Genomic DNA, 14,748 nt, shown 5'->3' with positions numbered 1-14,748 from the left:
CATGGAGACGCGGCAGAAGTCGGCAAACACTGGCTCAGATCCTTCACCCGGTTACGGGGGACGGTGCCCGAAGGGCGGATGGGGGAAGTCTTGCGAAAGGCTACCCGGGCATCGCGCCCAAGAGCGCCCCCATCCGCCCGTCGGCACCTTCCCCCGCGTTCGCGGGGGAAGGCTTGGCATGGAGACGCGGCAGAAGTCGGCAAACACTGGCTCAGATCCTTCACCCGTTTACGGGGGACGGTGCCCGAAGGGCGGATGGGGGAAGTCTTGCGAAAGGCTACCCGGGCATCGCGCCCAAGAGCGCCCCCATCCGCCTGTCGGCACCTTCCCCCGCGTTTGCGGGGGAAGGCTCGGCATGGAGACGCGGAAGAAGTCGGCAAACACTGGCTCAGGTCCTTCACCCGTTTACGGGGGAAGGTGCCCGAAGGGCGGATGGGGGAAGTCTTGCGAAAGGCCACCCGGGCATCGCGCCCAGAAGAGCCCCATCCGCCTGACGGCACCTTCCGCCGCGTTCGCGGGAGAAGGCTCGATATGGAGACTAGGCGAGGCGTGCGCCAAGCCAGCGACGCAGGTCTTCGATTTCCCCGGCGCAGACCGAATGTGGCATCGGGTAAGTGTGCCAGTCGACCGCATAACCCAGGCCTTCCAGCACCACGCGCGAATCGAGCCCGCGCTGCAGCACCACGATCGGGTCGGCGCTGCCGTGGCCCCAGAAGATGGGCACCCCCGTGTTGGCGTCGCTGCGCTCGGGCGCCAGCGTGGCGCTGATCGGAAGATAGGTGGACAGCGCCACGATGCCGGCCAGCGGTTGCGCGTGGCGCAGGCCGGCGGCGAGCGCGATCGCGCCGCCCTGCGAAAACCCGGCCAGCACGATCCGCTCGCTTGGCACGCCGCGCTCGTGCTCGCGTGCGATCAGCGCTTCCACGGCCTCGATCGCGCGGCGGATGCCCGCTTCGTCCTGCGGCGCGCGCGCGTCGAACCCGTAGACGTCGTACCAGGCGCGCATCGGCATGCCGCCATTGATGCTCACCGGCTGCACCGGCGCATGCGGGAACACGAAGCGCAGCGCCGGCCAGGACGCATCCACCAGTTCCGGCACGATCGGCGCGAAGTCGTTGCCGTCGGCGCCCAGCCCGTGTAGCCAGATCACGCTGTGGCGGGGAGCGGTGCCGGTCTCGCGTTCGACGGTCGGAAGCAGGTTCATGCGGGCTCCAGCGGCAAGGACGAAACGGTCAGTCTCGCCCATGCCTCCGGCCATCGCCAGCCCGCGCACTGTCGCCGGGACGTATGGCGCTTGCGGCCCGGGCAGGCTTGGCTATGCTCGGGTGCTTTGCCACTAGCGGAGCGCTTGCATGCGTCGACTTCTCCTGGCGGGCCTGGCCGCCTTCACCGCGCTGCCGGCGCTGGCGGCGCCGCCCGCCCAACCGCTGGACCTGGAAACCATCATGGCCAACCCCGACTGGATCGGGCAGCCGGTGGAGTCGCCGTACTGGAGCGCCGACGGACAGGCGATCTACTACCAGCTCAAGCGCGATGGCAGTCAGGTGCGCGACCTGTACCGTGTCGATCCGGCGACCGGCCGCAGCGAGAAGCTCGACCCCGCCGCGGTGGCCGGCGCCGACGCCCCTTCGGTGTACGACCGCACGCACCGCTACGCGGCGTTCGTGCGCCACGGCGACGTGTTCCTGCGTTCGCTGGCCGACGGGCGCACCGTGCAGGTGACCCAGACGGTCGAGGACGAATCGGCGCCGCAGTTCTCCGCCGACAGCCGCGCGCTGCAGTACCGCTCCGGTGACGACTGGTACAGCTACGACCTGGCCCGCGGCGTCAGCGCGCCGGTGGCGGTGCTGAAGTTCGCCGACGACCCGGACAACAAGAAGACCGACGCGCTGGAAGACGAACAGCTCGAGCTGTTCTCCACGCTGCGCCAGCTCAAGGCCGACAAGGACGCCGACAAGGCCAACGCCAGGGCGTTGGCCGCCGCCGACCCGGGCCGCGCGCCGCAGCCATTCTGGCTGGGTGACAAGGTGGTGGCGGTCGACACCGAGCTCTCGCCCGACGGCCGCTGGCTGCTGGTGGTCACGCGGCCCAAGGGCTACGAGCCGGGCCGCCTGCCCAAACTCACCCACTACGTCACCGACTCGGGCTACGCCGAAGGCGAGGACACCCGCGTCTACGTCGGCCACAACGAGCCGGCGGCGCAGTCGCTGCTGCTGCTGGACCTGCGCGAGCACCGGCACTACGCGCTGCCGACCGACAGCCTGCCCGGCATCACCGACGACCCGCTCGCGGCGATCCGCGCGCAGACCGTCGCGGCGTTGAAGAAGGCCGGCAAGGACGATGACGCCAAGGCGCTGAAGGCGCCGGACGTGCGCCCGGTGCGCATCGTCTCCAGCGCCGAGGACGGCGGTGGCGGCGGCATCGTGTGGAGCGCGGACGGCAGGAACCTCGCGATCCAGCTGCGCGCGATCGACAACAAGGACCGCTGGATTGCCAGCGTCGACTTCGCCCGCCACGCGCTCACCAACCAGCAGCGCCTGCACGACGACGCATGGATCAACTGGAACTTCAACGATTTCGGCTGGCTGAAGGACAACCGCACGCTGTGGTACCTGTCCGAGGAAACCGGCTGGTCGCAGCTCTACGTCAAGCCGCTGGACGGCAAGGCCAAGGCGCTGACCTCCGGCACGTTCGAAGTGAGCCACCCGCAGCTGTCCGCGGACGGCCAGTGGTTCTACCTGCGCACCAACCGGGTCGCGCCCTACAGCTACGACGTCTACCGGGTGCCGAGCGCCGGCGGCGAGCTGGTCCGCGTCACGCAGTACCAGGGCATGGACGGGTTCGCGCTGTCGCCGGATGGCAGCCGCCTGGCCGTGCTGCATTCGGCGCCCTACGTGTTCGACCAGCTGGCCGTGCAGCCGAGCGCCGGCGGCACGCCGCGCGAGCTGACCCACACCATGAAGAGCGCCTTCGCCGCGCACGACTGGATTGCGCCGAAGATCGTCCAGGTGCCTTCCAGCCACGGCGCCGGGACCATCTACGCCAAGTACTACGGCCCGGCCGACGAGAGTGCCGCAGCGAGGCCTGCGGTGATCTTCGTGCACGGCGCCGGCTACACGCAGAACGTCACGCTGTCCTCGCCCTACTACTTCCGCGAGCAGATGTTCCACAACATGCTCGTGCAGAAGGGCTACGTGGTGCTGGACATGGACTACCGCGCCTCCGAGGGCTACGGACGGGCCTGGCGCGACGCGATCTACCGCCAGATGGGCCACCCGGAGCTGGAGGACCTGCTCGACGGCAAGGCCTGGCTGGTGAAGCACCACCATGTGGACCCGAAGCGCGTGGGCATCTACGGCGGCAGCTATGGCGGCTTCATGACCGAGATGGCGCTCTTGCGCGCGCCGGGCGAGTTCGCCGCCGGCGCCGCGTTGCGCCCGGTCAGCGACTGGCGGCTGTACAACCACGAATACACCGCGAACATCCTCAACACGCCCGAACTCGACCCGCACGCCTACGCGATCAGCTCGCCGATCAACTTCGCCGACCAGCTGGCCGACCCGCTGCTGATCGAGCACGGCCTGATCGACGACAACGTGCTGGCAGCCGATTCGATCCGCCTGTACCAGCGCTTCATCGAACTGCACAAGAAGGACTTCTGGATGTCGCTGTACCCGATGGAGCGGCACGGCTTCGTGCATCCGGACTCGTGGTACGACGAATACCGGCGCATCGACGAGCTGTTCGACACCTACGTCAAACCCGCCGGGCATTGACGCCCTTGTAGGAGCCACTTGTGAGCGATGCTCTGTTCGATACCGACAAGAGCATCGCCCGCAAGTGGGCTCCTCCGGGCAGGACGATGGGTCAAGGCCAGGCGGCGATCAGCAACAAGACGAACCCCGCCACCGCGATCAGCGCATGCACCACCACCAGCCACTTCGGCAGCGCCAGCCGCTTCCAGTGGTAGCCCAGGTTCATCACGATGCCGCCGGCCGCTGCCAGCAGGAACAGCAGCAGTGCGAGCTGCGCCATCCCCGGCAGGCCGGTGGTGAAGTAGTCGTACACCAGCAGGGTAACGGCCGCGCCGGCGAGGAAGCCGTGGCCCATCGCCAGCCAGGTCGGCGGGTGCGGTTTGCCGGCGAAGCGGATGCCGGCCATCAGCAGGCCGCCCAGGGCGGTCAGGACCAGCAGCACCACGGCGGTGCGCATGCTCAGCATCGGTTCCATGATCGCGCTCCGTTGCGGGAAATCGCGCCGATCGTCGATCCGCCCGCGTGACGCGCGCGTCAGCCGCTCAGGCCGGCAGGGCGGCGCCGCCGACCAGCTCGACCATGCGCGTGAAGCAGGCGTCCGAGGCGGCGTCGGCCGGCACGAAACAGAACACCGTGGCACCGTCGGCCTGACCGTCCCGAATCGGCAGGCGCGTCGAATGCACGCAGAAGTGGCCCAGCCGCGCGTCGAACAGCGGCAGTTCCAGCGCCGACAGCGGCGCGGTTTCCTGCTGTTCCCACAGGCCGGCGAACTCCGCGCTGGTCTGCACCAGGGCTTCCACCAGCGCGTCGAAACGCGGGTCGTCCGGGTGCGCGGCGTGGCTCATGCGGAAGATCGCGACCAGGTTCGCCGCGCTGCGCATGAAGTGCGGCTGGTAGAGCACCCGCCGCGGCGGATGCATGAACGCGTTCCACACGTGATTGCGCGCGAACGGCCCGCGTACCGCCTCGAAGTCGAACAGGAAGTCGGCGTAGCGGTTGTAGGCGAGCAGGTCGAACAGCGGATCGAGCACGAACGCCGGCCCCTGGTAGCGCTCGAGCATGCCCAGGATCGGTGGCGGCACCCGGATCCGCGCCGGCGCAGCTTCCGGCCGCGCGAGGCCGGCCAGAGCGAACAGGTAGGCCTCGTCGCTGGGCGACAGCGCCAGCGCACGCGCGATGCGCGCCAGCGCGGCGGCCGAGACGTTGATCTGCCGGCCCTGCTCCAGCCACGTGTACCAGGTGAGCCCGACGTCGGCCAGCGCGGCCACTTCCTCGCGGCGCAGGCCGGGTGTCAGCCGGCGCTGTCCGCGCGGCAGACCGACCGCCTCGGGCGCCAGCGCGGCGCGGCGCGCGCGCAGGAAAGCCTTCAACTCGATGCGTTGCATGCGCGTGCTCATCGTGAGCCCCGGGAGAGGAACGGGTGGTAGTGGGGGTACCAGCAGTATCGACTGCCTGCCCATGGTAACCGCCGCCGGCTAACGTTGCGTGCCGGCGCACGAGCCCTCGTGCGCGGCCCGTCGCGGACTCCCCACCCGCCGACCGCACCGGACGGACGTCACGTTGCTGCCTGTCGCCGCGTCCTGCGCATGAGGGTCAGCCCTTCGGTTCAAGCGCTCGACCGGGGCCGTCCCGACAATGCCCCACCAGAGGAGACCGGCATGTCGCTCATCACTCCGCCACCCGCCGCGCCCGACACCGACGCGCTCGTCGATTTCGTGGTGCATGCCCAACTCATGCTCGACCCGACCACGCCCGAACCGGTGCGCTGCCAGGCCGAGCCCCGACTGCTCTCCCTGCTGCCGACGCTGCAGGCGCTGGGCGTGTTCGAGCTGTTCACCATCCGAGACCCGGCGCTGGCCACGCTGGTACGCGACGAGCTGGCGGCACGCCAGGCACGCGCAGCCTGACCCTTGCCCGGACAAAAGCCGCCGTCACGATATTTGCCTTGACAAATATACTTCGGGCAATAGAATGCGCGGCATGGTTATCAAATCGCTCGCCCATCCTGCCCCCGAAGAAAGCCTGGGTGTCCTGCTTGGCCTGGTGCGCTCGGAGATCGTGCGCGCCATGGAGGCGGAGCTGTCCGCGCTCGGCGTGGAGCTGCGCTTCACCCAGTTCCTGATCCTCAAGCGGCTGGCCCGGCTGGGCCCGATGACGGCCTCCGAACTGGCCCGCGCGGTCGAGCTCGATGGCGGTGCGATGACCCGGCAGCTCGACCAGCTCGAAGGCAAGGGTTATCTGCGCCGCTGCCCTCACGAACAGGACCGCCGCGCGCTGCGCATCGAACTGACCGACCAGGGCACCGCGCTGTGGCAGCAGCTGACCGACTGCAATGAGCGCGTGCTGGAAGCGGCGCAACGCTCGCTCAGCGAGGCCGAGCGCCAGCACCTGCACGACTACCTGACGCGCGTGCTGCACGCATTGCGCGACAAAGACTGACCCTTACCCGGAACCCCCACACCATGCGTCTGCAACTCCTTGCGGCGGCCACCGCACTGACCCTCGTTCTGGCCGGTTGCGCCAGCAGCGGCGGCCTGCATCCGGACGGCAAGCTGCTCGATCCGTCCGCGCTGAAGGCCCAGCGCAGCCTGGGCGACGCCACGCTGACGCCGGCCGCCTGGCCGGACCAGGCGTGGTGGAGCGGGCTGGGCGCCCCGCAGCTGGATGCGCTGATTACCGAAGCGCTGGCCGGCAATCCGGGCCTCGCCGCGGCCGACGCGCGGGCCCGCGCCGCGCAGGCGGCGGCCGGGGTCGCCGATGCCGCGCGCAAGCCGCAACTTGGCCTGGGCGCGAGCGTGGCCGGCGCCAAGCCGCCGTCGGGCCTGCTCGGCGAGGATGCGCATTTCTCGGTCGCCAAGTTCGGCTACCTGAGCTTCGATTGGGGCCTGGACCTGTGGGGCGGCCAACGCGCCGCGTGGGAGGCCGCGCTGGGCCAGGCCCGTGCGACGGAGGTCGAGGCGCGCGCGGCGCGTATCGAACTCTCGGGCAATGTCGCGCGCGCCTACGCACAGCTGGGCTACGCGTTTGACCAGCACGACCTGGCGCAGGCCGAACTCGAGCGCGCCTCCAAGGCGCGCGAGCTGACCGCCCAGCGTGTCCACGCCGGTCTGGACAGCCAGCTGCAGCTCAAGCAGGGCGACGCCGAAGTGGCCACCGCCGAGCAGCAGCTTGCGGTTGCCCAGCGCGCGATCGACGCCGCCCGTTCGGCGCTGTCGGTGCTGCTCGGCAAGGGCCCCGACCGCGGCCTGGACATCGCCCGCCCGCAGCCGCTGACGCCCGAAGCGCTGACCGTGCCGGCCGACCTGCCGGTCGAACTGGTCGGCCACCGCGCCGACCTGGTCGCCGCGCGCTGGCGCGTGGAGGCCGCCGGGCGCGACATCGCCGCCGCCCGGACCGAGTTCCTGCCCAACGTGAAGCTTGGCGCGATGGCCGGCCTGCTTGCCATGGGCGGCAACCCGCTGTTGCGCGCGTCCTCGCTGTTCTACCAGGTCGGCCCCTCGCTCAGCCTGCCGATCTTCGACGGCGGCCGGCTGCGCGCCAACCTGGCCGGGAAGGACGCCCAGTACGACCTGGCCGTGGCGCAGTACAACCAGACCCTGGTCGGCGCGCTCAACGAGGTCGCGGACGACTACGCCGCGCAGCAGTCGCTCAGCGACCAGGTCCAGGCGCAGCAGCGCGCGCTGGATGCCGCCAACGACGCCTGGCGCCTGGCCGAGCAGCGCTATCGCGCGGGCGTCGGCAGCTACCTGGAGGCGCTCAGCGTGCGCCAGCAGCTGCTTCTCGCCGAGCAGCGCATGGCGGCGCTCAAGGCGCAGCAGGTCGACCTTTCCGTGCAGCTGATCCAGGCCCTCGGCGGCGGTTACCGCCCCCAGGCGACTGCCGGCCAGCCCACCGCTCCGACTCCTTCCACCCCCGCTCATTCCTAAGGCTTTTCCATGTCCAGCCAGCCTGCTTCCCAACCCAACGGTGCCGCTCCCGCGCCGGCCGCGAAGAACAAGCGCGGTTTCCTGCTGCGCGCGCTCGGCGCGGTGGTGCTGCTCGCCCTGATCGGCTGGGGCCTGTGGTACTACTTCGACGGTCGCTGGTACGAAGGCACCGACGATGCCTACGTCAACGGCAACATCGTGCAGATCACGCCGCAGATCCCCGGCACCGTGGTGTCGATCGGTGCGGACGACGGCGACCGCGTCAAGGCCGGCCAGACGCTGATCAAGCTCGACCCGAGCAACGCGCAGGTCGCGCTCGCCGAGGCGAAGGCCAACCTCGCCAGTACCGTGCGCAAGGTCCGCGGCCTGTACAGCACCGTCAGCGGTGCGCAGGCGGACGTGGCCGCGCGCAGGGTGGCCGTGGCCAAGGCACAGGCCGACTACAACCGCCGCCGCGACCTCGCCAAGTCCGGCGCGATCTCGGCCGAGGAGCTGGCGCACGCCCGCGACGAACTGACCGCCGCGCAGAGCGCGCTGGCCGCCGCCACGCAGCAGTACCAGACCAGCAAGGTGCTGGTCGACGACACCGTCGTCGCCTCGCATCCGGACGTCCAGACGGCTGCGGCCAAGCTGCGCGCCGCCTACCTCGACGCCATGCGCACCACCATCGTGGCGCCCGTGGACGGCTACGTCGCCAAGCGCTCGGTGCAGCTGGGCCAGCGCGTCGCGCCGGGCACGCCGCTGATGGCCGTGGTGCCGCTCAACGGAGTGTGGATCGACGCCAACTTCAAGGAAACCCAGTTGACCGACATGCGCATCGGGCAGCCGGTGGAGATCCATGCCGACGTCTACGGCGGCGACGTGACCTACAAGGGCATGGTGCAGAGCCTGGGCGTGGGCACCGGCAGCGCGTTCTCGCTGCTGCCGGCGCAGAACGCCACCGGCAACTGGATCAAGATCGTGCAGCGCGTGCCGGTGCGGGTGGTGTTCGCGGACCCGGGCCAGCTGGAGAAGCATCCGCTGCGCATCGGCCTGTCCACCGACGTGACGGTGAACCTGCACAACCAGCAGGGCCCGATGCTGGCGCAGCAGCCGCCGTCCAAGCCGGCCTTCAGCACGGATGTGTACGAGCAGCAGCTGCACAAGGCTGATGACCTGATCGCCGGGATCATCCACGAGAACATGGCGGGCAACAGCAAGGCCGCCAGCGGCAAGTAAGCGACAGCGCCCTCCCCTGCGTGCAGGGGAGGGTTGGGGAGGGGGCACGCCTCGGAGGGTCCGGGCGACCCCCTCCCAGCCTCCTCCTGCCAGCAGGGGGAGGAGCCCTTCATCCGGGACACCACGCACCCCATGACCACCCAATACCGTCCCCCCAGCATGGCGCTCACCACGGTCGGCATCTCGCTGGCCACCTTCATGCAGGTGCTGGACACCACCATCGCCAACGTGTCGCTGCCGACCATCGCCGGCAATCTCGGCGTGAGCGTGAACCAGAGCACCTGGGTGATCACCTCGTTCGCCGTGAGCATGGCGATCTCGCTGCCGTTGACCGGCTTCCTCACCCGCCGCTTCGGCGAGATCAAGCTGTTCATCTGGTGCACGCTGCTGTTCGCGCTCACCTCGTTCCTGTGCGGCGTGTCCCAGAGCATGGAGATGCTGATCCTGTTCCGCGCGATCCAGGGCGCGGTGGCAGGTCCCATGTATCCGATCACCCAGAGCCTGCTGATCTCGATCTACCCACCCGCCAAGCGCGGCATGGCGCTCGCGTTGCTGGCGATGGTTACCGTGGTCGCGCCGATCGCCGGCCCGATCCTGGGCGGATGGATCACCGACAACTATTCGTGGCCGTGGATCTTCTTCATCAACGTGCCGATCGGCATCTTCGCCAGCGTGGTGGTGGGCAACCAGATGCGTGGGCGCGTGGACAGGACCGAACGGCCGAAGATCGACTATGTCGGCCTGGTCACGCTGATCATCGGCGTGGGCGCGCTGCAGGTCGTGCTGGACAAGGGCAACGACGAGGACTGGTTCAACTCCACCTTCATCATCGTCACCAGCATCGTCTCGGTGATCGCGCTGGCGATCTTCCTGATCTGGGAACTGACCGACAAGGACCCGATCGTCGATCTCAAGCTCTTCCGCCACCGCAACTTCACCTACGGCACGATCGCGCTGATCCTGGCCTACGCGGCGTTCTTCGCGATGAGCCTGCTGATGCCGCTGTGGCTGCAGCGCAACCTCGGCTACACCTCGACCTGGGCCGGCTTCGCCACCGCGCCGATCGGCGTGCTGCCGGTGCTGCTGACCTTCTTCGTGGGCAAGTTCGCGCCCAAGTTCGACCTGCGCGCAGTGGCGTCGATCGCGTTCATCGTGCTGGGCGTGACCTGCTTCATGCGCTCGGACTTCTATATCGGCATCGACTTCTATCACGTGGCACTGGTACAGCTGATCCAGGGCCTGGGCGTGGCGCTGTTCTTCATGCCGATCCTGACCATCCTGCTGTCGGACCTGCAGCAGAACGAGATCGCGTCGGGCTCGGGCCTGGCGACGTTCCTGCGTACGCTGGGCGGCAGTTTCTCCGCCTCGATCACCACGCTGTTCTGGGAGCGCCGCGCGGTGGCCCACCACGAGCAGCTGGTCGAGCACATCACCGCCTACGACCCCGGCACGCGCGAGGCGATGGCGTCGATGGGCGATCCGCAGAGCGCCGCGGCGATGATCAACCAGATGGCGACCCAGCAGGGTTACCAGATCTCCTTCAACGAGATCTTCCACGTGCTGGGCTGGGTCTTCATCAGCCTGGTGCTGGTGATCTGGCTGACCAAGCCCCCGTTCCTCGCCAAGGCCGGACCCGCGGCCAGCGGCGGCCACTGACGAACAAAAAGGCGCCCGCGGGCGCCTTCTTTTTGCGTGCGGCCAGTCCTCAGAGATCGAAGCCGACGCCGACCAGCGCCATGGTCTCGCCGCGGTTGGGCCCATTGAGCCCGCCATTGGATACGTGGCGCAGGTGGAAGCTCAGATGCCTGCCCTGCCAGCCCAGCGTGCTGACGAACTGGTAGTGGCTCGACAGCGCCTGGGTGGTGTGGTTGATGCCGGCCAGCTGGAAGCTGAAGAACAGCGGCCGGTACCAGGCGTCCGGCGCGCCATAGTGGAAGCGGGCGCCGGCCGCCAGCAACGACACCGACGAGCGGGTATCGAATTCGGCGTCGCGGTAGCGGCGCACATCGCGGCTGTCGATCCAGCCGGCGGAGACGTCCGGCGACCAGTCCAGCCGGCTGCTGCCGATCGCGTGCGGCGCGAACGTGGCTTCGACGAACGCCGCGTTGGCGCCATGGTTGTCCATGTAACTGCGCCCGCCCTGCACTTCCAGATGGGTGCCGGCCGCGGGCAGGGCGGCGGTGGCGAGCAGCAGCGCCAGCGCGCCGCGCACACGCGAAGATGCGTCGGACATGGGACCGTTCCTGCGGATGATTTGTGTACTAAATAGTTTAGTTTGTTCCGTCGTTGCCGGGTGAAGCGCGCCGTGCATGCTGGCGAACGCTGTGTCGCGCGCATGGCAAAAAGAACCCGGCCACAGCGGGCCGGGTTTTCGCAGTGACGCCAGCGCGGTGCGGACGAGCGCTTCAGGCCGTCTGTTGCTTGCCCAGCGCCTTGAGCCGCTTCTTCTCTTCGCGCCGCTGCCTGCGCGCCGCCTTGCGGATCTTGCGGTCATGGCCCCACAGGTAGATCGCGGGCGTGCTGAGCAGGGTCAGCAGCTGCGACACCAGCAGGCCGCCGACGATCGCGATGCCCAGCGGCTGGCGCATTTCCGAGCCGATGCCGAAACCGATCGCCAGCGGCAGCGCCGCGCCCATCGCCACCAGCGTGGTCATGGTGATCGGGCGGAAGCGCACCAGCGCGGCCTCGCGGATCGCGTCGGGCGGCGGCAGGCCGCGCTCGCGCTGGGCGACCAGCGCGAAGTCGACCATCAGGATCGCGTTCTTCTTGACGATGCCGATCAGCATCAGGATCGCGATGATCGCCATCAGCGAAAGCTGCGTCTGCGTCACCAGCATCGCCAGGAACGCGCCCATGCCTGCGGCCGGCAGCGTGGACAGGATGGTCAGCGGATGGCCCAGGCTCTCGTAGAGGATGCCGAGCACGATGTACATCGCCAGGATCGAGGCCAGCAGCAGGATCATGCCGTTGGACTTGGCCTGTTGCAGGCGCTGGTTGGCGCCGGTGAAGTCCACCCGGATGCCGTCCGGCAGGTGCACGGCGAACGCCGCCTGCTCGACCAGCTTGACGCCCCGTTGCTGGTCCACGCCCTTGGCCAGGTTGTAGGTGACCGTCGCGGCTTCCAGCTGGTTGTGGTGGCGGATGCGCATCGGCGCGATGTTCGGTTCGATCCGCGCCAGCGCGGAGAGCGGGATCATCTCGCCGCGGCTGTTGCGCACATGGATGTTGAGCAGCGACTGCGGGCTGATCGACTCGGCCTTGGCCGAGGTCAGCACCACGCGGTACTGGTTGATGTCCGAATAGATCACCGACACCGGGTTCTGCCCGAACGAGTTGTACAGCGCCGAGTCGATGTCGCCCATGCTCACGTGCAGGCGGCCAGCCGCTTCGCGGTCGACCTTCAGCATCTGCTGTTTGCCGGCCTGGTCGAAATCACTGCCGACATCGCGGAATTCCTTGTTGTCGCGCAGGCGGCGGACCATCTTCAGCGTCCATGGCTGCAGGTCGCCGCCGTTGTCGCTGACCAGCTGGAATTCGTACTGGCCGCCCTTGTCGCCGCTGCCGCCGCCGCCGAGGAACTGCGCGATGCTGATCTCGACCTCGACGCCGGCGAGCTTGTCCAGCCGCTTGGACAGCCGTTCGACCACTTCCTTGGCGCCGATCCGGCGGTCGCCCGGCGCGTCGCCACGCGGCTTGAGGTCCATGAACATCTGCGCCGAGTTGCCGACCGCGCCGCCGCCGCCGCCATCGCCACCGAGCATGGTGAGCATGTCCTCGACGGCCGGGTCCTCCTTGATGATCTTCGCCACCTGCAGCACGCGCTCGGTCAGCAGTTCCGGCGAAATGTTGGCGTCGGCGGTGACCTGTGCCTGCAGCTGGCCGGTGTCCTCGTCCGGCATGAAGGTGCCGCCGGCGGTCTTGCCCACCGCGATCCCAAGCACGACGGTCAGTACCAGCAGGATCAGCGGCTGCCAGCGCATCAGCCGGCGATGGTGCATGGCCCAGTCCAGCGCGCGCTCGTAGCGCCTGAGCAGCGCACGGTCGAAGTTCTCCACCGCGCGCTCGATGCGGCCAGGCGGGCGCGGGTTGGCCGGTTCGGCGGCAAGCAGGCGGCCGCACAGTGCGGGCGTGAGTGTCAGCGACACGATGGCCGAGATCACCACCGCCGCGGTCAGCGTGACCGAGAACTCGCGCAGCAGCATCACCAGCATGTTGTTGCCGAACAGCAGCGGCGCGAACACCGCAACCAGCGACAACGTGATCGAGACCACCGTGAAGCCGATCTCGCGCACGCCGGTCAGCGCCGCCTGCAGCGGCGGCATGCCGTGTTCCATGTGGCGCACGATGTTCTCGATCACCACGATGGCGTCGTCCACCACGAAGCCGATGCACAGCACCAGCGCGACCAGCGAAAGCGTGTTCAAGGTGTAGCCGAGCGCCCACATCGCCACGAACGCGCCGGCGAGCGACAGCGGCACGCTCAGCGTGGCGATCAGCGTCGGCCGCAGCCGGCGCAGGAACACCAGCATTACCAGCACGACCATCACGATCGAAATCAGCAGCGCCACCTCGACCTCGTGCAGCGCCGACTTGGTGGTCTGGGTCAGGTCGAACACCGCGTGCATCTGCAGGCTGGCCGGCAGCGAGGCGCGCAGTTGCGGCAGCTTGGCGCGGATCGCTTCAACCGTCGCCACCGCGTTGGCCTCCGGCCGCTTGCTGATCTGCAGGCCGACCGTGCGTGCGCTGCCGCTGGCGTCGGCGAACCAGGCCGCCTGGTACTTGTCCTGCTGGCCACCGTAGACCCGTGCGACGTCGGACAGGCGCACCGGCACGCCATGCTTCATGGCGATCAGCAGGTGGGCGAACTCCTCCGGGGTCTGCAGCCCGTCGCTGGCGGTGACGGTCATCTGCGTGCGGCCGTCGCTCAAGGTGCCCTGCGGCGAGGTGACGTTGGCCGCGCGCAACGCGTTGGCCACGTCGTTGGCGGTCAGGCCCTTGGCGGCCAGCGCGTCTGTGTCAAGCTCGATGCGCACCGCGTGTGGCGTGCCGCCGAACACCTGCACCTGCGCCACGCCCTGGATCTGCGACACGGCAGGCTTGAGCAGGGTGTCGGCAAGGTCGAACAGCTGGTCCTGCGGCATGCCCGAGGAGGTCAGCGTGATGAACAGGATCGGGATCTGCGAGGTGTCGAACTTGAAGTATTGCGGCGGGCCGGGCATGCCCGAGGGCAGGTCGGGCGCGGCCGCGTTGATCGCCGCCTGCACGTCGCGCGCGGCGCTGTCGGCGGTGCGATCGAAGGTGAAGCGCACCATCACCGAGGCCTGCCCCTCGGTGGCGTTGCCATACATCTCGTCGACGCCAGGGATGCGGCCCAGGTGACGCTCCAGCGGCGCAAGGATGGTGCTCGCCATGGTCTGGGCGCTCGCGCCCGGCTGGCTGGCGACCACGTAGACGCCCGGGAAATCGAGCGAGGGCAACGCCGCCACACCCAGCAGCAGGTAGGCCCACAGGCCGGCCAGGGTCAGGCCCAGGGCCAGCAGCGAGGTGCCGATCGGGCGGCGGATCAGGGGTGCGAAGATGTTCACGGGGCGTCCGTACCGCGGGGGAGGCGCGCGGCAGGGGCCGCGCCGGGATGGCTAGCGTAGCGCGCGACCGCTGCGTGGTTCGTGGGCCAGAGGATGGGCGCTTTCATGCCGCACGTTATGCCCGGTGGCCCGCGGTGAAGGATGTGCCTGAAGTCCGGCCCCTGCCGAAAGGCAGGGCCGGACCGGTCAGGGTGCCGCCGTAGCGTTCCTTCCCCCGCTTGCGCGGGAGGGTGCCCGAAGGGCGGATGGAGGAGGGCCTGCGGA

Annotated in this window: 11 protein-coding genes; 6 read left to right on the top strand and 5 right to left on the bottom strand. The window is 69.0% G+C overall.

The genetic code is table 11. The annotated features are described in order from the left end of the window. Positions 1 to 538 precede the first annotated feature (538 nt). On the bottom strand, positions 539 to 1,204 hold the full coding sequence (locus tag ACFWZU_RS08375) for an alpha/beta hydrolase (RefSeq protein ID WP_439701041.1): 666 nt from the start codon (positions 1,202 to 1,204) through the stop codon (positions 539 to 541). Between the two features lie 148 nt (positions 1,205 to 1,352). On the opposite strand from ACFWZU_RS08375, the gene ACFWZU_RS08370 reads away from it, so the two are divergent. Further along, on the top strand, positions 1,353 to 3,776 hold the full coding sequence (locus tag ACFWZU_RS08370) for a prolyl oligopeptidase family serine peptidase (protein WP_439701039.1): 2,424 nt from the start codon (positions 1,353 to 1,355) through the stop codon (positions 3,774 to 3,776). Between the two features lie 91 nt (positions 3,777 to 3,867). Here ACFWZU_RS08370 and ACFWZU_RS08365 read toward each other — a convergent pair whose 3' ends face one another. Continuing rightward, the gene (locus ACFWZU_RS08365) at positions 3,868 to 4,230 is read right to left on the bottom strand and encodes a hypothetical protein (RefSeq protein WP_439701037.1); all 363 of its coding nucleotides are present in this window, start codon (positions 4,228 to 4,230) and stop codon (positions 3,868 to 3,870) included. A gap of 67 nt (positions 4,231 to 4,297) precedes the next feature. After that, positions 4,298 to 5,152, bottom strand: coding sequence for a helix-turn-helix transcriptional regulator (locus tag ACFWZU_RS08360; protein WP_439701035.1), 855 nt, complete (start codon positions 5,150 to 5,152; stop codon positions 4,298 to 4,300). 261 nt (positions 5,153 to 5,413) lie between these two features. Here ACFWZU_RS08360 and ACFWZU_RS08355 point away from each other — a divergent pair, with 261 nt between their 5' ends. From ACFWZU_RS08355 to ACFWZU_RS08335, 5 genes are all read left to right on the top strand, one after another. Continuing rightward, positions 5,414 to 5,662: a hypothetical protein gene (locus ACFWZU_RS08355; RefSeq protein ID WP_439701033.1), complete on the top strand. Its 249-nt coding sequence runs from the start codon at positions 5,414 to 5,416 to the stop codon at positions 5,660 to 5,662. A 73-nt stretch (positions 5,663 to 5,735) separates the two neighbouring features. Continuing rightward, complete coding sequence (locus tag ACFWZU_RS08350) at positions 5,736 to 6,194, top strand: MarR family winged helix-turn-helix transcriptional regulator (RefSeq protein WP_439701031.1); 459 nt, start codon at positions 5,736 to 5,738, stop codon at positions 6,192 to 6,194. Between the two features lie 23 nt (positions 6,195 to 6,217). Next, a complete protein-coding gene (locus tag ACFWZU_RS08345) occupies positions 6,218 to 7,681 on the top strand; it encodes an efflux transporter outer membrane subunit (RefSeq protein ID WP_439701029.1) in 1,464 nt (487 codons plus the stop codon). Positions 7,682 to 7,690: 9 nt separating this feature from the next. Further along, a complete protein-coding gene (locus ACFWZU_RS08340; protein WP_439701027.1) occupies positions 7,691 to 8,899 on the top strand; it encodes an HlyD family secretion protein in 1,209 nt (402 codons plus the stop codon). A 132-nt stretch (positions 8,900 to 9,031) separates the two neighbouring features. After that, positions 9,032 to 10,555, top strand: a complete 1,524-nt coding sequence (locus ACFWZU_RS08335) for a DHA2 family efflux MFS transporter permease subunit (protein ID WP_439701025.1) — start codon at positions 9,032 to 9,034, stop codon at positions 10,553 to 10,555. Between the two features lie 49 nt (positions 10,556 to 10,604). Here the strand turns inward: ACFWZU_RS08335 and ACFWZU_RS08330 are convergent, their stop codons facing one another. Both ACFWZU_RS08330 and ACFWZU_RS08325 read right to left on the bottom strand, forming a co-directional pair. Then, a complete protein-coding gene (locus tag ACFWZU_RS08330) occupies positions 10,605 to 11,132 on the bottom strand; it encodes an acyloxyacyl hydrolase (RefSeq protein WP_439701023.1) in 528 nt (175 codons plus the stop codon). Positions 11,133 to 11,304: 172 nt separating this feature from the next. After that, the gene (locus ACFWZU_RS08325) at positions 11,305 to 14,484 is read right to left on the bottom strand and encodes an efflux RND transporter permease subunit (RefSeq protein WP_439701021.1); all 3,180 of its coding nucleotides are present in this window, start codon (positions 14,482 to 14,484) and stop codon (positions 11,305 to 11,307) included. Between the last annotated feature and the right edge of the window lie 264 nt (positions 14,485 to 14,748).

Origin of the sequence: Frateuria sp. GZRR33, from assembly GCF_051900425.1 — a bacterium.
In the GTDB taxonomy this organism is placed as follows: Bacteria; Pseudomonadota; Gammaproteobacteria; order Xanthomonadales; family Rhodanobacteraceae; genus Frateuria_A.
This window is presented reverse-complemented; position numbering and strand designations above follow the sequence as displayed.

Bases quoted from the DNA above. Each gene is read 5' to 3' on its own strand.
- ACFWZU_RS08375 (WP_439701041.1), bottom strand. From the start codon at position 1,204: ATGAACCTGCTTCCGACCGTCGAACGCGAGACCGGCACCGCTCCCCGC.
- ACFWZU_RS08370 (WP_439701039.1), top strand. From the start codon at position 1,353: ATGCGTCGACTTCTCCTGGCGGGCCTGGCCGCCTTCACCGCGCTGCCG.
- ACFWZU_RS08365 (WP_439701037.1), bottom strand. From the start codon at position 4,230: ATGGAACCGATGCTGAGCATGCGCACCGCCGTGGTGCTGCTGGTCCTG.
- ACFWZU_RS08360 (WP_439701035.1), bottom strand. From the start codon at position 5,152: ATGAGCACGCGCATGCAACGCATCGAGTTGAAGGCTTTCCTGCGCGCG.
- ACFWZU_RS08355 (WP_439701033.1), top strand. From the start codon at position 5,414: ATGTCGCTCATCACTCCGCCACCCGCCGCGCCCGACACCGACGCGCTC.
- ACFWZU_RS08350 (WP_439701031.1), top strand. From the start codon at position 5,736: ATGGTTATCAAATCGCTCGCCCATCCTGCCCCCGAAGAAAGCCTGGGT.
- ACFWZU_RS08345 (WP_439701029.1), top strand. From the start codon at position 6,218: ATGCGTCTGCAACTCCTTGCGGCGGCCACCGCACTGACCCTCGTTCTG.
- ACFWZU_RS08340 (WP_439701027.1), top strand. From the start codon at position 7,691: ATGTCCAGCCAGCCTGCTTCCCAACCCAACGGTGCCGCTCCCGCGCCG.
- ACFWZU_RS08335 (WP_439701025.1), top strand. From the start codon at position 9,032: ATGACCACCCAATACCGTCCCCCCAGCATGGCGCTCACCACGGTCGGC.
- ACFWZU_RS08330 (WP_439701023.1), bottom strand. From the start codon at position 11,132: ATGTCCGACGCATCTTCGCGTGTGCGCGGCGCGCTGGCGCTGCTGCTC.